Source organism: Bacillus sp. TH19, assembly GCF_016651075.1.
GTDB lineage: Bacteria > Bacillota > Bacilli > Bacillales > Bacillaceae_G > Bacillus_A > Bacillus_A mycoides.
On sequence record NZ_JAEKEO010000001.1, the window covers coordinates 34,901 to 54,937 of the forward strand.

The window sequence follows — 20,037 nt, forward strand, 5'->3', positions numbered from 1 at the left end:
TATTTCCTAAATTAAAAGAACTTGAAGTACTTTTTTATTTGTATTTTAACCTAAGGCGACCTCTCCCTACTACAAAAGCTATAATTACATAAATACTTTCTTATTTTTTTAAACCTATCTGTATGCATTTTCTCAGTTGTTAGGACCACTTTCTGTGGAATCTTATATACTGGTAGTTTATCTTTACAGAACTCTCTCAATCGCTTTCTAAATCCACTTACAGTTTCATTCGTATTCAATTTAACAACAGCCTTAACCATTTGCCCCGTGATTACATTTTTTTCACCAACTACGGCGACCTCTTCTACTCCACTCATTAGCTGTATTACATTTTCAACTTCAGCTGGAAATACTTTTTCTCCGCCAATATTTATAAGCTCTGATTTTCTTCCTAAGATTTTAATATAATCTCCATCTACTTCCACCATATCTCCTGTCATAAGCCAGCCATCTATGGTAAATGGGCTTGGAGCATTAATATAACCAATCATTGTAGACATTGATTTAACCTGCAACATTCCATCCACAACTCTTGACTCAATATTCCCATCGCTTAGCTTAATCCACAAAGAATCATTCGATTTAGATTGTGAATATAAAACTCCCAATTCTGACAAGCCATACATTTGTATAATTTTAATGTGAGGGAATATTTCGTTTATTTTATTTAATGTAGTCTCAGGCATAACTTCTGATCCATAAGAAATAGTCTGCAAACTATTTAATTTATACTTTTTATAAACCTCACTCAGTATAAGTAAATTTATAAAAGTTGGTGATGCGGGTAAAGCTTGCACTTGATGTTTCTCAATCATATTACATACTCGATTAGGGGTACGATCATCAATAATTACCAAACACCCTAGGCTAGAAAGAATTTGGAAAAGCGTATTAACTCCCCCTATATGATCAAATAACATAAATGGTATAACCCGCTTTGCACTTCTTGCAACGCTGTACTTCTTTTGAAGTAATGTAAAATCATGTACAATTGCTTTACTGTGTCCTGTTGTGCCAGATGAAAACAATACTAATCCGGGATGTTTTAACTTTTTCAGTTGTAATAACAATTCATTTTGAATGTAATCTCTTTGCATATTGATTATTTCAAAATTTCCACTTTCAACTTTAATTACATTTTCTAATTCAACAATTTCATAGTATTCTTTCTTCTTGCTGTCAACCAAAGAATTTAAGATTGGTACTACTGTACACCCTAACTCAATAAGTGCTAAAAACATTGCTATGGAATATGGAGAATAGTCCGCTTCTAAAGAGACTATTTTATACTCCATCTTTCTATGTTCATTTAACTCCCCTGTATAAATCTTTGTTTGATTTAGTAACCACTCATACGTGTAAATTTTATCCTCCCAAATAATAGCTTCGTATTCTTTGTTCAGTTCAAACCTTTCTAATAGAAAATCAATATGCATACCCAACCTCCTTTTAATTTTTATCCTTTAATATTTTGCTATGTTAGTGATTTTAACGTTTCCTGGCACTCTATAATATACGCAACTAATGTTTCTATTGTTTTAAATGGACTATTATGTTGTGACATTGTATCTAAATTAACCAAATCAACGGATATACCCAATTCATCTTCTAAGCCTTGTTCAATACTTACCAGTAAAGATACCAGTCCCAACGAATCTAAATACCCTTCCCAATCATAAAGATGTGCTTTCAAGCCTTTTTTAAGATCAATTTTATTTTCAAGACTTTCATTCACTTCTTCAACACAGCACCATACGATTTGAATAATTTTTTCTTTATTAGTATTTTCCAAGTAAATGCACTCCTTTTTATGAATCATTTTTTACTATGAATATTTCCTTCCAACACCTGTAGAAGTGTTTAACATGAATACTAAATAGTAGTTCCCTTACTTTACTTCTCAATTATCGCTTCTCTATCAAGATTGGAGACTATAATTATGTTGCAGAAGAAATAAAATATTCTCATGTAATACACTCTCTCTAGTAATAACATCCATCATTATCAAATTAAAAGATTCAAGATCACTTAAGTTACTATCTTTTTTTAATAATTTAATATGTGCAATCTTATACAGTCTTTCCCATGATTGCTTTATATCCATTAAATCACTAGCAAGATGCATAAATTTATCTTTAAATAAATCATTCATATCTATAAGTAAGTCATATAAAAAATATCTACTCCATCTCATATCAAATAAACATTTTAAATACAAAGGAAACATGTTTATTTGCTTATGAAAAATCGGTATTTATATTTTCTTTAAGTTCAAGTGCTGCAATCTTGCCAAAATAATATATCTTATTGTTTTTTCTCATAACTAAACCTTTAATATACTCACTTGATATCTTTTGTAATGTTTTCAAAAAAATATCTCTAATATTTTCTAGGTTTATTTTTTCCTCTATAATCACATTCATTGAGGAGTAAGATGAGATTCTTTCTATTCCTTTTGCCTGAACCAATTCAGGTATACCTCTTCCGCCTTTCCAAAAAGAATGAAACTCCTCAAGTGATATCTCTCCCATATATTTATTAGGGACAGGATCTTGAACAAATACACTATCTTCTGTAATTTTGTTAATTGCTAAGTAGTGGTCGGTAACATACTTATCCGTATGGATATCTATATGACTCTTTATAAATTTTGGATTCAAATAATCATTACTATAAGGTAGAAAAAATGTACTTCCTAAGGCAATAAAAACTTCTTGACGATTCAGACATTCCTTTATAAATTGAAGACCATTTCCAAAATTAGAATACACATTTTTCTCCATGCGAAATGTTTGATTATATTCCAACAACTGTGTATATCTAGCTACAGAAGGTAAAGATGTGGTAGTATCCACACGGTAAGATGGTATACTATATAATTCTTCATTTGCTATTAAGCTCATATAACTAATACTACCCATACTTTTTAATTTATCGTGAAGAATTGGTATATAACATGAATAATAATAAGGAACATCAAAGGTTGGTTTTAATTCCTTTATTTTCACTACAGCACTCACCCCACACTTTTAATTTTTATAGTCCTATCCAGTTCTCGACAGTATAATTTAACTGTAAGTCCTTAGTAGCTTTAAATTTCCTATTTTGAATAGGTTGTCCAAATTTATCCACTTCAAAGAGCCTAAAGCCTCTTGAAAACTTAAACTTGCATGCAAGATCCCTTGGCACTGTAAAATTCCCAGCAAAACGATTTTTTTCTATTCTATCTAGTATCATACCTACACTCATATAAATTCGTTCACCAGCTGGTGTATTTTCAGGTACTTCGACTGTTACGGAAACATCTACAAATTCTGATAATGTTTCTATTACCTTATATTTTTTTGGTATTCCCTTTACACCTTGTGTTACAAAGGTGACTTCGGCTTCTCCTATTTTTTTTGGTATAATCGTTCCATCATTCATAACCTCTAATACATCTGGGTTATTGACTAAAAACACACCATCTAAATCACTCATTTTAAAGCCACTATCGTACGTCACAATTGGATTAATTTTTACCTTCATTCCAGTTAATCCAACTTCATCTCGCCCATCCAAGGTAACATTAACTATATTCCCTATATCTCCAAAGAAATATATTAATGGCAGATGCATACGATCTCCCCAGTCTTTTTCAAAATGAGCACCATATGGATCCTGATAAAAAATTAAATTATCTCTATATTTGTAACCATTTTTTAATAAAGTTTCTGCAATATCTCTTACATGTTTCACCAAGAAAAAGCCTTCTGCACTACCTATATCCATCCAAACTTTCAAGTCTTTTTTCCCTTTATACATCTCATATAATTTTAATTCCGAATGGTCATCTTCGACTTTCACAAAGAATGGAGATATCATCCCTATTTTCCCAAACACTTTAGGGTTACGGAAACCGATATTATAAGTTGATAAACCTCCTGCTGAAGATCCTATTAAAGCGGTATTTTCAGCGTCAGACATTGTTCTAAAATTATCATCGATATAAGGTTTCACCTCATTGATTATAAATTTTTCATATAATAAACCTGAGCATTTTATATGTTTATCTGGTGAAATAAAATGACAAAACTCATTGTTCTCTATAATTCTTTTATGTGCTATACCTACAATTATTATTTTTTGAATTTTCCCTTCAAAAATTAGCTCATCAGCTGTCTTATGGACATTCCATGATTCATCATTTTTTATTAAAGGCTCAAATAGACGTTGCCCGGCATGCATATATAATACAGGATACCTTTGCTGTGAATGCTTTTCGTAACCAGGTGGTAAATATACAAATAATTTCCTACTATTCTCTAGTGTTTCAGAGTAAAAATTTTCAATAGTAACCACTTTAGAAGCTTGTACCATAGCAACCTCCAATATTGTATTTTTCACTTCTCTTTATACAGTTTCAACACGAATTCTTTTAACTCCAAAGCTATACTCTAGAAATCTTTAATATAAAATTTTTTATTTAACCCTCAAAACGAAATAGCTCAGGATTTAAATTAATATTTTTAATAGCAAGTAGATTCATATCATTAAATCTCAACCAAAATTGATTTTTCTGCGGTTTGCCATTTTACAACAACCTCACCCGTTCCAAACCTCGGTGTCTGGTATCTATGATTCTCTCCCCCTTCAATAAGTAGTGTTTTATTTACCCTTCTAATAAATTTAAATTCCAGCAAGGTATCAGCTGGAACACTTATATCAAAATAACCAGTGGGAAATTGATACATGATTTGGTTAAAAAATGGCCCCACTGCTTTGCAAGGGTTCATATCCCCTAATGAATAAGTATTCCCCATTATAAAAACTTCACTCTCGGGTATTTCATATCCGTCTTCAATCACAAATCGAATACATACTTGTTTTTTATTTAAGACCTCCACATGTTTATAGATATTACTTTTCGTTCCTTTATCTGTTACAACAGTAATTCCATATTTACCGTCCTTCACCACTGGAACTTTTACTTTAATACTAGTATGTGACCATGAAATCACTTCCGCCTCTTCTTCCTCAAAAAATACAGATCCTTTTTTAGAAGTAAAACCACACCCATCAATACAAATAATTTGACCAACTGTAGTCATTTTATGTCCCACAGTTCCTATTAAAGGTAAACTATTTACTCCTTTATGGTGCCAAACATGTACGGAACCTGGTCCGATCCATAATGAATCTATACTATTATTCTCAACCGTAATTACCTCACCATCTAAAAGGCCCTCTAATATATCTTTATACTTTCTAGAAGGAAGTGCTGTTTTAACATCTTTTATTTCATAACCTTCTGTTAAATTTCGATTCAAAGCTATTAATACCACATCACTGCCAAAGCATCTTTCATATACATAGATATCATCTGTTATATACCTTTCTTTGGTAGTTCCATATGGAAGTGCATTATTTAATCTACGTAGCGAGGATAAAGCTTGTATTATCTTAAAATTGTCTGTATTTACATTAAAAGATTCCATTTGACCACGATTATTCGGATCTCCATTCCCGACCATATACTGTTCTGTACCGTAGTATATAGAAGGGATTCCCCTTGAAGTTAATAAAAATACTAATGATTGTTCTACTCCACGTTTACTTTTTCCCTTCATGTGAAAACGATCCATATCATGATTGTCAATAAAAGTAATAAGATTGTTCGCGTCATTATAAGTTTGATATGTTTCTTCAATCATTTTGTGTAAACCATAAATGGAATCAATTCCATCTCGAAAAACTTCACGTACTTTATGAGCAAAACTAAAATCTAACAAACTCATACCACTATTATTTGCAAAATGAAAATTTCTTTGATCATACTCATTCGGATTGATATACCATTCACCAAATATAAATACTGGCCTATGATTATAGATTGAATTTAGCCAACTTTTTTGCCAACCGTATGACATGTGTTTCACTGCATCAACCCGTATGCCATCTATTCCTTGATCTAACCATAGTTTAATAGCTTCTTTAAAATACAAATCAATAACGATATTTTGATGATTTAGATCTGCAAGATCAAATAAATTACGATAAACTCCATCTTCATATTCTTCAAAATCCGTCCCGCCATTATGATGAAAATAATGATTGTAATCATTATCGTATCCACCAAGTAATAATCCATCATCATATAATCTACCATTTTCAGCATAGGTCGCATCATCATGTAATGCAGGTGAGGTATGATTTGGTGCAAAATCCATGATAACTTTTATGTCTTTTGCATGAGCAGTTTTGATTAATGTTTGAAAGTCTTCAAATGTCCCAAAAAAAGGATTTGTTCTTTTAAAATCACGAGCCCAATACCCATGATATGAAGTACTTCCTACCAAATCATTTATTGGTGTAAAGATATTTTCTACCGGTTGAGATATCCATAGAGACGTCACACCTAGTTCAGTAAAATAATTTGCATTTAATTTTTCAATAATCCCTATCCAATCCCCACCAAAGTATTTCTTTTTATTTCTCCTAGATTCATCGTATAACTCTCCTTTTGGGTTATATGATGGACATCCATTAAGAAATCTGTCAGTTACAATTTGATATATTATATCTTTAGAAAAATTCACACTACTCCTACTAAATTTAAGCCTATCTTTTTCTTTCAAATGACAACCTCCATCCTACAGAAGTATTAATCAGCTATTTTCAAACATTCAGCACTCTACCCTTAAGTACCATTTGAAAAATAGTTAGAATATATTTTCCCTCCTAACTAGTAACTAATGTTTTTTTAATTTTTATACAAAATAACGTCTACAAGTAGGTTCTATATTTGTCCTGTAAACTGTACCATTTGATTTATGTCGAAGTAAGGGAAAAATTGTCATTATATAGGGAGGATAAATATAGAAAATATTTTCATTTAATCAGCTTACAAAATAGAGAACTAATAAAATATATAGACAAAGCATTTTTAATTTGGTAATATTCACCTGAAAATATTTGGTAAAATTTTCTGAAGAGAGGAGTATTTATAATAAATGCTAGATTTTTAATAAAATCACCATTTATACTACTAATTTCAATCTTATATGACTAAATTAACCATAAAATACAAATATAGTTTCTGTCCTTACAAATATTAAAAAACTAGGAAAAAGTTGTAAGGAAATTTCAGAATAATCTGGAGAAATATTTTATTTTTAAAAATCTTATATAAAAGTTTAAACATTATTGTACAGTTAAAATGTTCTCCCTTAAATATTCATTAACAATTTCTCTATAAATTATAGACTTGCTTCTACCAATGTAATAATGCTCTTAGTTGCTATTTTCATGTAATTTGATTTCATAATAATTTTAAAAATAATATATCCTAAAATTTTTACGATTTAAAAATAATGTATAGGGATTATTTTTGTTATTTATGTACTCAAATCTATCTCATCCCTACCTTTATTACCTCAGAATAACAATATTTTATATTAATATAACTCTAATGCAGCAAGATTCTATTTCATTAGCCTTCTAATTAACTTGATTACTGAAATTCACCACTTTTAGTTTGTAAGCAAATTTTCAAAATTAAATACTTAAATTTGTGAGGTGGCCATACTATGCAACAACAAGTCGAATTAGATCCTTCTCTTGCTGTTTCTTCTAAAAAGACAATATGGAAAAATCGTACATTTACATTTGTATTTACAGGTTATACTTTGTCAATGTTTGGGAATTCATTTCACAGTATTGCTTTAAATCTCTGGGTACTGCAAGCAACCGGGAGTGCTAAATTAATGTCTACCATTGCCATAACTCATATGGTTATGAGCATGCTGTTTTCTTCCATCGCAGGTACTGTTGCTGATAGGGTCGATCGCAGGAAATTAATGTGGATAACAGATATGATACGAAGTCTCTTGATACTAGGTATTGCGCTTTGTATTGCACTTCCTGGCACACCATTTATTCTCATTATTATCTTAACTGCCCTCACTTCTTGCGCAGGGCTATTTCAATCTCCCGCCTTCCATGCTTCCTTAATCGATATTGTAGGAAAAGAAAAAGTTCAACAAGCAACTGGTGTATTAAATGTCGCAGATAACGTTTCCCGAATATCAGGGCTAGCTATAGGAGGAATTGTCGTTGCAGCCTTTGGTGGCAGCATCGCTATTTCAGTCGATGCATTTACTTTTATGCTATCTGCCATTCTAGTGTTGTTAAGTGGAAAATTTCCTAATTCTATTAAAAAATCCGATGTGAAAAACTCATTTCATGAAGACCTTATTGCAGGCTTTAAGTATATATGGAAGAATCCATTTGCTAAGTCTGTTATTATTCTCTCACCAACTTTAATTACATTTTTCACCGCTTCTTTAATGCTTATCCAGGTAATGTCTGTAAAAGTATGGAAAGCAAATCCTATTGAATTTGGAATAATAGAATCCAGTATTCCAATAGGTTACATGTTAGGTGCAGGGATTATCATCTTTTTTGATAAAAAATTACATCGTCGTGGTTGGTGGATAATTCTTAGTATGGTTTTATTAGCTCCAATCTTTGTAGGAATATCCTTTGCACCATCAGTACTGTATGCAGTGCCTTTAATTCTACTCTTGGGAATACTTTTTTCGTTCTGCACACTGTTAGTCAATGTCATTATTAAGGTTGAAGTATCACCAGAATTGCAAGGTAGAACCTTTGGAACACTTGGTTCCCTTACGAGTATAGCATCACCAGTCGCTCTAGCTATTTCCTCATTTTTTGCTGACATATATGGTCCGCCATTAATCTTATTAATAAATGGAGTCTTATTATTTATTTCAGGGCTAATTGTGCTGTTCTTTCTTAAATCAATTAGATCATATAAATAATATTCTTTCGATATACCAAAAACACAGTAAGTATCTAAACATGAAAAATGCAGAAAGTGTTAGGGATACCCACTCTTTCTGCATTTTTTCTATACTACTTAAGGAGAGATTCATATGACAAAAAAAATACTTCTACTAGGAACCTTTCTGTTAGCAGCTAGCCTATTAGGTTGCAAAGATACAGAACACAAGGATACTCTAAATAAAATGGAAACATCTCAAAAAAAGCCTGAAGGTGCAAAAGAAAAAATTTCATTTAATAATATGACAACAGAAGAATATTTGAAGAACTATAATAATATAAAGAGTACATTATCTACTCAGGGTATCAAAATTCTCCCATTTAATCTTGAGCTAGAAAAAAAATCTAATACATATAGATTTTATTATCCAAAAACAGGAGATTATTCAGATAGAAATGCGAAATGGGTAAGTGTCATGTTAGGGGAAAGTGGAAAAATGATTGATGGAATTATGTATAATGGCCATGTAGATAAACCTACGATTAAAGCGATGATACAAGCTACTAACGTTACATGGACTAATGAATTAGATCAATTAATTGAGTCAATTGGAAATGAAGATTTTTCAAAAACAGTACAACTTGAAAAGATAAAACTATCAGTTAAAGGTAATTCGAAAAATATTACAGTTATGATAGATTCAATTAAGTTAAACCCACCTGAATCTCTTTAAAATAAATTATGTTCCGAATTTCTATTAAATATTTGACGCTCCTTTGATTTTACACTCAAAAGAAATTTATACAACTTTAAACACTTAAGTATAACTATGAGACTATACAAAAAAATCGTCAGTGCTTTTAAACAGCAACTGACGATTTTTTATTCTCCTACACCTTTGTGACAAAAAAGATATCTGCAATATGCTCCACCTTCTTATTTAATCTTAACCCCAAATCCAAATCATTATTCAATGATTTCAAAAAGGTTATTACCATTATTACCACTTGGTAAAATGAATTTTACATGTTGATCTGCTGGAATAGTTATATAATGATATTGATCGGGTTTTGTTAATTTAGTAGTACTTTTCCAAGTTCCTGAAGTCCAATAAGTTACTTGTGAAAAAAATGCTAGTGGCGGGAATTTCTCTGGATCAGATGGCTTATCATTTTCTGAAATAATTTCAGGTTTAATTCTAATTTTCTTTCCTGCCGCATTTTTAAATTGAAAGTCGTAAACAATTCCATAATTCCCTTCAAGAGTTGGGTTAGAATTTTCTAGATACCATATAGGTGCTTCGTATTCATTAATACCAACACGGGATTGAGGATAGGCTTTACTTGTTTTTGAACCTACATAAAAGCTACTTGTTGTTGCATTATCAATAACAGCATACCTTTCATCGTAATTATAATTAGCAGTTGAAGTATTTTTACTATAATTTTTAACCTGTGGTGTTTTTATAGAATCAAAGATCTCTGAAGGGCTAGGGAACTGTCCATCTGGTTTTTTCTTTGAAACAAATTGACGTAGGGTTAATTTTGTATTCGGAATGAATTTAATTTTTCCATTAACTGCAAAAGTGTCTTCTACATCTTTCTCTAATATAAATACATGTCCACCTGCTGGAATAGTAATAGCTTGATCATTGCTACTATTTCCATATTTAACTATAGTACTAGATGTAATCCCCATTATATCCCAAGAACCGTCAGGATTAACCGGATATGCGGCATTTACAGCACTATTTTTAATTCTTATAGTTTGTGGTAGACGATCTTCATTGTGTACAGCATATCCAAATTTCAACTTAGCCCCTGTATAATTTCGATTAAAAAATTCAGCACTATATTCTTGATTTGCTTCTAATTTTCTTTCGTTTGTGTAGTAAGCATACTTACCAGCGTCAAAGTTCGATCTCATATTTGGATTATCGTATACAACTTCAGGTGCATTTGTATATATGTACTTTGCCCCGCCTTGGTTATATTTTACTTGTGTAATAGTAGAAGCATCTACCCCTCCTGAATCATTTACTCCTAAAAACAAAAGTGACGATAGCAAAACTGATGAAAAAACTTTTCTTTTCAAAAATACAGCTCCCTTCCATTTATTACAACTAAATCTAGCATACGCCTCACATACAATAAATGTAAATAAAATATACAGCCGTTGCTATTGAGAAATACTGATTCATTTAAAGATATCCCCCCTTGTTCATTATGTATGTATCAATAACAATTTATAATGGTTCTATAGTTTTTCTACTCTAAGTTCACAAATTCACTAGTTTATCCAAATGAAAATCTAATGTTATTAATTCATTCTAAAATATTTCTTTAAATAAAATAAGCATCTCCCACTTTTAGTTCAATACCTAGAAATGGGAGATGCAATTTCTAGTTCTTCTTAACTAGATTGCTTTTTTACAGCCTAACTGTATACTATCTGCATTATAAGACTTAATAATTTCATAATATCTTGTTTCTTTAGTTGCAGGATTGAAAAATGAGTCTCCTACATCACGTGTAAGCGGTTCTGGTGCAAAAATAAAGTAAAAGAGAATAAAGCATATATATGCCTAACGGAATCGTATCTTATGCTACAAGTCCAAACAATTGATGGACGAATTCTTTCTGATTTTGGATAGACTGGTTCCATAAATTAATCTGTTCTTTTTTAATCATATGCATGGCTTCTACTCCAGAAAGAATGGATATAGCTGTGTCAAAAGATTTGAGCCCTAGCATAGAACGGATACGCTTCTTTATAAAGCGATGATCTTGTTCTACTATATTATTCAAGTACTTTTGTTGTCTAAGTTGCATACCATCAGGTATGCTTTTTTCTTTTTTTGAAGCGAACCTACACGCAATAAAAAAAAGAAATCTTTTATAGATTCCTTTTTTGTCTTACACTCTTTTTCAAATAGTGCATCTTTGCACCTATATTTATCATACCTTATAATTCTTATAAGGTAAATAAGATTAATCAACTTTGGTAACATCTTTTTATAAAAGGAACATTTACTACTAGGATTAATCCAGCATTTTATAAAATCGATAGCTTCACTATCAATACTACACTTTAAATTCCTGCCAAATACATTATTATTGTGCTAATAATGTATTTGGCGCAGTGTAAACTGTGTCAGTTTTCCCATCAGCATGTGTTACTTCAATTTTCATGCGATATGTTCCTGCCTCATTCAAATTACCTGCGCTGTTACCGTCAAAAGTCCAAACATTGAAATCTTCATTTGTTCCAGCTGGCAACATTGATTGATAATTAAAGTCAGTTTCAACATAACCCCAGCCAGTAGCATATTGTTTTTCTACAGTTGCTTTGTATGTTACATCATATACGTTATCATTTGTTGCGCGTAGGATAATATTTTGTCCCATTCTGTATTCCGTATCTGAAAGTTGAATTGTAAAATTGTTCAATGTTTCTTTAGGACCACAAATATATCGGCAAAATTCGCTCGCTCCCTCTGCTTGAGCTTTAGGTGTTTCCACGTTCATTACTGTTAATCCACCAAAAGCTAAAGTCCCTGTTAACAATATTTTTCCAAATGTTTTCATTTAAAATTCCTCCTATTAATCATTAAATATTCGCCGTTAATTTTTAAAACATTTTCATAATTTTTTTTGTGTAATTAGTGGTAAATATTCACTTCCACATACTACTTTGGTTTGTAGTGTTTTGTATCGTGATAATAAAACTTGAATTACTCTCGACTTAACGTTCTGTCGGAGAAAGATAAAAAATCTTTACTTGTGTTACTTTCAGATTTAAGTAATTTATCGAGCAGTTTACTGACATGTTCAGGTCATAGATCTTTTTTTATGTATATAAAGATTGTCATACAGGGTTGAATTCTACTTATTCTTAAGGTAGTAGTAAGAAGTCAAATAGACATTAGTGTGCTTGCCCCTTTAGGGATGGGATTATCAACATGCGCTTGACAAACAATACTTTTTTCAAAACTAAGAAAAAGGTCCCTTACACCTTCAGTAATGATACAACTTTAGACTTCTTAAAAATTAATAAGTGGGATCTATTCACTTGCCCTTTTATTATCAAGCCCTGTATCAAATGAATCTTCTTCCAAATCTATAAAATTTCTGTTTCTAGCAATATTAAAAATCCTAACTAACATACTGGCTGAAAATTAATTTTCTACACAGTTTAAAAATAAAAATGTATCTTTATTTTTAGAATAATTCCTTTGCTCTCATGTAATAACATTTAATTTATTCCATTTTATCACATTTTATGGAATATCCAGTTTGTTATTGTAAAATCCTAAATATTAATACTATAATGTAAGTTTTTTGCCAAAATATGATATTTTGGCAAAAAACTTACATTATAAATGTTGATATTGATACTATTTAGCATTTTAAAATACCTTCCACTCAATATCTTAAAGAGCTACTTAAAACAAGAAATTTCACTATTAAAGGATAATATAGTTCATAAGAAAAAGGCACCTAAAAGGCGCCTTCTTCTTATGAGATAAAAATTATTTAGCTAGTTATGAAATAATTATTCTCTCAAATAGACGATATCATCAACTTATTGAAATTGGTTTCCATAAGGATAACGAGAATATCCAATTCGAATCTCCATTTCCCTGGTAACTTTGAACAGCTTCATAGATTTTCCCTTGATACTCTACTCTATCCCCTTTTGTATATGCTTTCCTCGGATCCCATTTTTCATAAGAGGTATTTTTCTCTTTTGTTTTTATACTAAGAACACTACTTTGAATAGACTGATTTCCAGCTGCATCTATAGCCTTCACAGTATATTTGTATTCCATGTTAGCAGTCAGTTTACTATCAGTAAATGTGGTTCCCTGTACTGTTTGAATGAATCTTCCGTCACGTAATACTTGATATTCTTTCACACCTACGTTATCTGTTGATGAATTCCATTTTAACTCTACGCTATTTGTAGTAATGTTGGCTGCTTGTAATCCTTCAGGCCGTGTAGGAGCTTCCGTATCTGGGCTAGGGTTAATAATTTGATCAACTTTCTTAAGACCATTAACTGTAACTTGATACACTATCTTCTTACCAAAGCTCTCCTGTATATTTTTATCCACATTTATAAGAGTCGCCCGGTTTCCACCCTCTAAATGTGTAAACTCAATATAGTCTCCGACTTTCATCGAAATTTTTTGTGTTTCAGCATTTTGTTGCCTGTTTCCATAAATATCTTTATTATATACCACTTTTCCAGATGAATTTTGGACTTTCACACTCGCATATGTACTATCAAAGTAATGATGTGGTACACCTGCTTTTAATTGAATTTGCATTTCTTCTTTTGTCTTATTAAAATCCAATTTTGCAAACTCAAAATCTCCTATTCCTTTCATTGACCATACAAATTGGTTTCCCTCTAAAACATTATTTGATATATCTGGACTATATCCCAAATTTGACAGGATTGACTTTAAATCTGGCAAAACACCGATTTTATCTGTTAACGGATTTTGGGATTTGGTACCTGTATTTTGATTACTTAGTATATTTCTTAATTCAGCTGGTTTATATGGACGACCTAAATGTTCTTTAGCCACACCTTGTATTGAAGTCGCTGCTCCAGCAATAATTGGAGAAGCACTAGATGTACCACTAAAGCCTGTTGTATAGAGATTTTTAGTAATCCTATTAGGCTCAGCACGAGTTGTATCTACGTTTTCTCCCCAACCATAAACATCAATTCTACTACCATAATTTGAAAACCATAAACGTTTATGAGGAACAGTTGACGATGCGGCTCCAATCATTATAGCTCCTGAATCTTTAAAGTCCGGACTATTGCGATTTAATACCTGTTTTCCATTCCGATCTCTAAATTGATCAAGGTCATTAGAACCATTTGCCCCGGCTTCTATCACAATAATTCCTTTATCCGTTCCAGCTCGTATTGCATCAAAGATATCTGGCTGTACTTCAACAGGTAAATATTTATCTCCATATCCATCATATGAAGCTTGTGCCTCTAATAATAAAATATCCCCAGCTTGTAAATTATGTACAGCATTTATTATCGCATCAGCCGTATTATACGACCCATCACCTCTTATTTGGGATACTACTTTGACCTTAGCCTTTGGTGCAATTCCTATATTACCAACCTTATTATCTTCAGCAGAAACAATCCCGAGAACAGATGTTCCATGACCAACGTGTTGATCTATATTTCTACCAGATATAAGCTCAACTTTTTGATTTACTAAATCTTCATGGTCTAATAGCCACCCATACTCCATATCTACAAAAGTAGTTCCTTTTCCATCTCCACCTTTAATGCTCCATGCATAAGATGCATTAATCCCATATGGTGCTTCCTTAAGATATCCCTGGTTTAAAAATCTTGGATCGTCGTAAGGGTTAAGCGATACAGTAGGTAATTGTACTTCTGGTAAAAGAGTTGGTTTTTCTTGCATATATACTTCTTCAACAAGATAAGATTTCTTAAACTTGTCCATCAATGTTTCAGCTGTTACTTTATTAGGCACTTCTACAATATAATAATCTAGCAAATTAGAAGATGAATTATTTTCAGTTTCCCTCGTATGTTTATCGATGTTTTCAATCTCTTTCGGATTTACAGATGTAAATAAACGCTTTAATGTTAGTTGCGGAAATTCAGAGAAGATTTTTACTAATTCTGAATCGCTACCTTCATCTTTTATTTGATTTTCGAGCCCATCCTTATACGGGAAATTCACTTCACTTTTGAACTTTACAATAATTTGATCTTCTTCTTTAATATCTGCCTCAGATTGACTTATATTTTTTACAGGACCTTTCGAATCTGCATACACTACATTGGGATTTTCATGAAATTTAATTAGCTCTAATCCTGTAAAGGCCGTAAGTGCAATCGTAGAAACGAATATCCCTTTTATAAATTTCATAATGAATACCTCTATTCTTATTTCTTTATATAACAATTTATAGATTGTTAAAGGTTCTACTTTGAATAAATAACTCAACATCACTTGTGTGTATTCATAAATTATTTTAAAAAATCTTTTATTATACACTCAACAGGTTGTTTATTTTTTATATACAAATGAACTGTTAACACCTATACCCTTCCCTTCAAACAACACAACAATTGTCCTCATGATATGAAATATAAGTGAAAGCCCTTTGAAAAACGCCAAAAATATTAAAAATTCACTTATAAACAACCGGATAATTTTATTTTTATATTACTTTATAAATAATTCTTTCTAATTGCTAATATTTCCATAGTAGATGGCGGCACGTTTTTCTAACCATATTAATCTTATTGGACAAAAAAATGATGAATGTGATGTTAAAACTAAGACAAGCTACCTATAATGGTAGTTGTGCAGTTTGTGAGATAGAAGAATGTAATTTGTATGCTACGATCTGACATAATTCTAATGGTATGGAATGTATATTTCTCCGTAAAAGTAACTTGCTTTTATCTTTTTTAAACAATTTATTGTATTATTTTCATCTAATTAGGCACAGAAACAATTTAAAAATTCTTACTACTTTTTAGGAAAAACGTTTTTAGGGTACATTTTAAAATAGCTCTTTTCTTTAAAATGTTTCTGTGCTTAATATTTAAAATATCTTATGTCAAAATTTCCCGCAACTAATATGTTAAATGATTTATAATTATATATAATATGGAATATTATAGTTAAATATTCCATATTATACTCTATTAAATATAGCGTATTTAACTTATTATGAATTAATCTGTTAGTCTAAGTATGAATTATTAAGTATGTTTTGTTTATAATTGTCACAATATAATTTTATCTTCGACGTTTTAATTACTTATAGAACATTTACATATGTTATAACTGTTATTTATGAGATAAAGAATCTCTCTACATATAAGATTTACTTAATTTAGATTTTTTCTCTCTCAATCATTTTGTCGAAAAAAGTCGAATCTTCATATTTTTTCTTTATCTTTTTGTTGTAAACGTTTTATTTTCGTGTTACCATCTTAATCAAACAATAGATGGTAACAAACTTAAAATATTTCTTTCCATTAGACACATATAAACGTTCGGTAACAACATGAAATTATGGTCAAAGAAATATGAATTACCTGATAAAATATTCAACGGGATTTTTAACACCTAAATTTTCTGTTAATTCAGAATGTAGAACTTTAACATTTTGTCCCTAAGCAAAATTTACATTTTAGCGTGGTAAACCCAAAAAGCTAAATCACCCACCCAAATCAATACATGATATATCCTATTATATCTAGCGATCAGTCATGAGAAAAAGATTTCTTCCTAAGAAAACTTAGCCAATTAATAAAAAGTGTCTAAATTACTATCTTTATTACCATCTATTGTTGATAACATATTTACCAACTATAAAAAAGAACCTATTGAAGGTTCTTTTTTATTATAATCATTAGCATTTCAATTATTGATAATCATTGGTGTTGAATCTTTATTCCCTCAGCTGCAATTAAGCATATGCATCCTTTTATATAACAAGTTGTTTCATGCGATCCTATTTATTCTTAACATGCCTCTTTAACCTTTCAAAAGTTTCTTTACCCATTTGAATTTAGTTATCCATCTTACAAAAACGATATCTGTTCTTACTCTGGCTTCATTCCTCTTGAAAAATATTTTAACGTTTAACTAACATCTGATAGAGATAAGGAACTAATTTCTGGATTTTTGTTAACTCGGTTTATATAGGTTTCTTTTATTTACACTTGCGTACTTATATAGATACGGTGATAATTTTACTTTTTGTTTTTTTATTTTTATAAGACTATGTTCCGAATGATGGATCATCCACATTTTTATATCTAATATAGAAAGAATTATGTCTGTTTCAAGTGACATTTTGCTTACCTCCTTCTTTCTTAAGTGTTATGTATACATAATATCTCTTAAATCTAGAGCTGATTTGAAATATATATAGTTTTCCTGTGAAGTCTTTATATTGTTTTCTAGTAATTCTCCATACAAACTCCAGATAGTAAAGTTATAATGGCTACTAGAGGTGATATAATGATCAACCATCATATTCTTGTAATAGAAGACGACCAAGAAATTCAGGAATTAATTAAACAATTTTTATTGACACAACAGTATACAGTTGAAGTTGCATCAGATGGATTAGAAGGAATGATACAATTTAATAAGCAATCCTTTGATTTGATTCTTTTGGATGTGATGATGCCAAACCTTAACGGATTTGAAGTTGCGAAAATGATTCGAAGTCAATCAAATGTGCCAGTTATTATGCTGACTGCGTTAGAAGAAGAACAAGATCAAATGAAAGGATTTGATCTTGGAATCGATGATTATATTACAAAACCATTCTCTTTTCATGTTTTGATTAGACGAGTCGAAGCAGTACTAAGAAGAAGCAATGATAAAAGCTTAGATAATCATTTCGTATTTAAAGAATTGCGTGTCGATGTCGACGCCTATAAAGTATATGTAAATGAAGTTGAAATCTCCTTAACAACGAAAGAATTCGAAATTCTGCAACTACTACTTCAAAATGAGAAAAGAGTACTCCCAAGAGAAAGCATCGTAGAAAAAGTTTGGGGATACGATTATATTGGAGAATCACGAATAATTGATACACATATGAAAAACATACGAAAAAAATTAGATATCCCATACATTAAAACAATAAAAGGCATTGGTTATAAAATCGATGAATAGAATCGTAAAAATCATGAAAATGAAGCGAATTACTTATAAACTTTTTATGACTACATCCCTCATTTTGTTAGCCTTTGCAGTCATGATTTATTTAACTTTATACTTTTTTCTTCCTACATTTTATGAACAATATAAAACAGAGCAACTTGAAAACGGAATGGAAGAAATAATTGATAAATCTAAGAATCTTACTTTTCAAAATGCACAACCGCTTTTTGAGGAGTATATGCAAAAAAATAATGCAATACTCAGATTTCCAGATTACGAAAGAGTAAACGTTTATTCTACTCCTTATACATTTATTCAAGGAAGTGTTACTCAAGCAGCACGAATAGGGAGTTCAAATAGCCTGAACAAATCATATGATATTCCATTTCAGGATGGTAACCAAACCGTCATAGTATACGCAACATTTCAACCTATTGATGAAGCTTCCAAAGTTTTGGTACGTTTCCTTCCCTATATCAGTATTATTGTAGTTGTTATTGGGATAGGAAGTGCTTATTTATTTTCAAGGTTCATTACAAAGCCTCTCATTTATATTAATCGAGGGGCACAAAAAATGGCGGATTTAGACTTTTCTGAAAAAATCGAGATTCGTTCTATGGATGAATTAGGAGAACTATCTAATAGCTTGAATGATATGTCCATTAATTTACAACAAACTATGTTTGATTTACAAAAAGCAAATCAGCAATTAAAAAGTGATATTGAAAAAGAAAGAGAAATAGAAACCAAACGCAGAGAATTTTTTGCAACTGTATCACATGAATTAAAAACCCCTCTCACTATTATGAAAGGATACTTAGAGGGGATGATATATAATATTGGTCCTTATCAAGATCGTGACCAATACTTAAAGAAAAACCACCAAATTATCGAAAAGATGGAAGATCTAGTTCGTGAGATTTTAAGTATGTCTAAATTAGAACAACATACATTTAAACTACAATTAAAAGAAATAAATCTCTCCGAGTTAATGGATATAATCACAAAAGATCTCAGTTTTTTTGCTTCTCAAAAAGACATTCAAATCATAAAACAGATTGATTCTAACCTTTCTGTCTATACAGATCGGGCTCTTTTAGAAAAAGCCTGTAAAAATATTATTCATAATGCAATTATGTATTCTCCGAATAGCGAGAATGTATATATACAGCTAACTCAGGACTCAAAACAAAAATGTATCTTAATTCAAATTATCAATACAGGTGTACAAATTAAAGAAAATGATATACAACATGTCTTCGAACCATTTTATCGAATTGAAAAGTCAAGAAATCGAAATACTGGTGGGAGTGGCTTAGGATTATATATTGTAAAACAAATTTTTGAAGCACTAGGTATAGAGTACTGTATTAATAATGTAGAACAAGGTGTACAATTTGTTGTTAGTATTCCAATATCTGAACAATAAACAACCTCCCCTACCAATTGGGGAGGTTGTTTATTATTGCTTTTTAAAATACCCTTATACAATACTTACCCAGTATTAGATGTATTCAACCTACAAACCAAGCTAAGAGTT

Annotated in this window: 14 protein-coding genes and 2 pseudogenes; 4 read left to right on the top strand and 12 right to left on the bottom strand. The window is 30.8% G+C overall.

The genetic code is table 11. The features are described 5' to 3' along the window. Window positions 1-50: 50 nt before the first annotated feature. From JFU54_RS00130 to JFU54_RS00150, 6 genes are all read right to left on the bottom strand, one after another. Window positions 51-1,436 (bottom strand): ANL family adenylate-forming protein, encoded by a 1,386-nt coding sequence (locus tag JFU54_RS00130; RefSeq protein WP_201039979.1) that lies wholly within the window; start codon window positions 1,434-1,436, stop codon window positions 51-53. Between the two features lie 38 nt (window positions 1,437-1,474). After that, window positions 1,475-1,792 carry an acyl carrier protein gene (locus tag JFU54_RS00135; RefSeq protein ID WP_078205337.1) on the bottom strand — a complete coding sequence of 106 codons (318 nt, stop codon included), beginning with the start codon at window positions 1,790-1,792 and terminating at the stop codon, window positions 1,475-1,477. 126 nt (window positions 1,793-1,918) lie between these two features. Then, window positions 1,919-2,194: a hypothetical protein gene (locus JFU54_RS29530; protein ID WP_242489395.1), complete on the bottom strand. Its 276-nt coding sequence runs from the start codon at window positions 2,192-2,194 to the stop codon at window positions 1,919-1,921. Between the two features lie 43 nt (window positions 2,195-2,237). Continuing rightward, a complete protein-coding gene (locus JFU54_RS00140) occupies window positions 2,238-3,020 on the bottom strand; it encodes a hypothetical protein (protein ID WP_242489396.1) in 783 nt (260 codons plus the stop codon). 16 nt (window positions 3,021-3,036) lie between these two features. Beyond that, window positions 3,037-4,359, bottom strand: a complete 1,323-nt coding sequence (locus JFU54_RS00145) for an alpha/beta hydrolase (protein ID WP_078205339.1) — start codon at window positions 4,357-4,359, stop codon at window positions 3,037-3,039. 173 nt (window positions 4,360-4,532) lie between these two features. Further along, window positions 4,533-6,617 (bottom strand): alpha-amylase family glycosyl hydrolase, encoded by a 2,085-nt coding sequence (locus JFU54_RS00150; protein WP_201063427.1) that lies wholly within the window; start codon window positions 6,615-6,617, stop codon window positions 4,533-4,535. A gap of 951 nt (window positions 6,618-7,568) precedes the next feature. Between JFU54_RS00150 and JFU54_RS00155 the strand changes: the two genes are divergently transcribed. Continuing rightward, entirely contained in the window at window positions 7,569-8,822 is a 1,254-nt protein-coding gene (locus tag JFU54_RS00155; protein WP_016096703.1) for an MFS transporter, read from the top strand. A gap of 114 nt (window positions 8,823-8,936) precedes the next feature. Beyond that, window positions 8,937-9,518, top strand: a complete 582-nt coding sequence (locus JFU54_RS00160) for a hypothetical protein (RefSeq protein ID WP_201038168.1) — start codon at window positions 8,937-8,939, stop codon at window positions 9,516-9,518. A 233-nt stretch (window positions 9,519-9,751) separates the two neighbouring features. On the opposite strand, the gene JFU54_RS00165 is transcribed toward JFU54_RS00160, so the two are convergent. From JFU54_RS00165 to JFU54_RS00185, 6 genes and pseudogenes are all read right to left on the bottom strand, one after another. Next, window positions 9,752-10,879, bottom strand: a complete 1,128-nt coding sequence (locus JFU54_RS00165) for a copper amine oxidase (protein ID WP_201063429.1) — start codon at window positions 10,877-10,879, stop codon at window positions 9,752-9,754. 322 nt (window positions 10,880-11,201) lie between these two features. Next, a pseudogene (locus tag JFU54_RS30450) lies at window positions 11,202-11,321 on the bottom strand (SdrD B-like domain-containing protein); the annotation flags it as partial. 64 nt (window positions 11,322-11,385) lie between these two features. Next, window positions 11,386-11,643 (bottom strand): annotated as a pseudogene (locus JFU54_RS00170) (DDE-type integrase/transposase/recombinase); the annotation flags it as partial. 255 nt (window positions 11,644-11,898) lie between these two features. Continuing rightward, window positions 11,899-12,372, bottom strand: coding sequence for a hypothetical protein (locus tag JFU54_RS00175; RefSeq protein ID WP_151304099.1), 474 nt, complete (start codon window positions 12,370-12,372; stop codon window positions 11,899-11,901). 992 nt (window positions 12,373-13,364) lie between these two features. After that, window positions 13,365-15,728, bottom strand: coding sequence for a putative mucin/carbohydrate-binding domain-containing protein (locus JFU54_RS00180; protein ID WP_201038170.1), 2,364 nt, complete (start codon window positions 15,726-15,728; stop codon window positions 13,365-13,367). A 1,779-nt stretch (window positions 15,729-17,507) separates the two neighbouring features. Next, window positions 17,508-17,675 carry a hypothetical protein gene (locus JFU54_RS00185; RefSeq protein ID WP_176126999.1) on the bottom strand — a complete coding sequence of 56 codons (168 nt, stop codon included), beginning with the start codon at window positions 17,673-17,675 and terminating at the stop codon, window positions 17,508-17,510. Window positions 17,676-17,843: 168 nt separating this feature from the next. Between JFU54_RS00185 and JFU54_RS00190 the strand changes: the two genes are divergently transcribed. After that, window positions 17,844-18,509 (top strand): response regulator transcription factor, encoded by a 666-nt coding sequence (locus tag JFU54_RS00190; protein WP_002090432.1) that lies wholly within the window; start codon window positions 17,844-17,846, stop codon window positions 18,507-18,509. Further along, the gene (locus tag JFU54_RS00195) at window positions 18,502-19,926 is read left to right on the top strand and encodes a sensor histidine kinase (RefSeq protein WP_151304101.1); all 1,425 of its coding nucleotides are present in this window, start codon (window positions 18,502-18,504) and stop codon (window positions 19,924-19,926) included. The genes JFU54_RS00190 and JFU54_RS00195 overlap by 8 nt, the downstream gene beginning before the upstream one ends. Window positions 19,927-20,037 lie beyond the last annotated feature (111 nt).

Coding starts and splice junctions, on each gene's coding strand:
- JFU54_RS00130 (WP_201039979.1), bottom strand. CDS start 1,436: ATGCATATTGATTTTCTATTAGAAAGGTTTGAACTGAACAAAGAATAC.
- JFU54_RS29530 (WP_242489395.1), bottom strand. CDS start 2,194: ATGAGATGGAGTAGATATTTTTTATATGACTTACTTATAGATATGAAT.
- JFU54_RS00145 (WP_078205339.1), bottom strand. CDS start 4,359: ATGGTACAAGCTTCTAAAGTGGTTACTATTGAAAATTTTTACTCTGAA.
- JFU54_RS00155 (WP_016096703.1), top strand. CDS start 7,569: ATGCAACAACAAGTCGAATTAGATCCTTCTCTTGCTGTTTCTTCTAAA.
- JFU54_RS00160 (WP_201038168.1), top strand. CDS start 8,937: ATGACAAAAAAAATACTTCTACTAGGAACCTTTCTGTTAGCAGCTAGC.
- JFU54_RS00175 (WP_151304099.1), bottom strand. CDS start 12,372: ATGAAAACATTTGGAAAAATATTGTTAACAGGGACTTTAGCTTTTGGT.
- JFU54_RS00180 (WP_201038170.1), bottom strand. CDS start 15,728: ATGAAATTTATAAAAGGGATATTCGTTTCTACGATTGCACTTACGGCC.
- JFU54_RS00185 (WP_176126999.1), bottom strand. CDS start 17,675: ATGTCACTTGAAACAGACATAATTCTTTCTATATTAGATATAAAAATG.
- JFU54_RS00190 (WP_002090432.1), top strand. CDS start 17,844: ATGATCAACCATCATATTCTTGTAATAGAAGACGACCAAGAAATTCAG.
- JFU54_RS00195 (WP_151304101.1), top strand. CDS start 18,502: ATGAATAGAATCGTAAAAATCATGAAAATGAAGCGAATTACTTATAAA.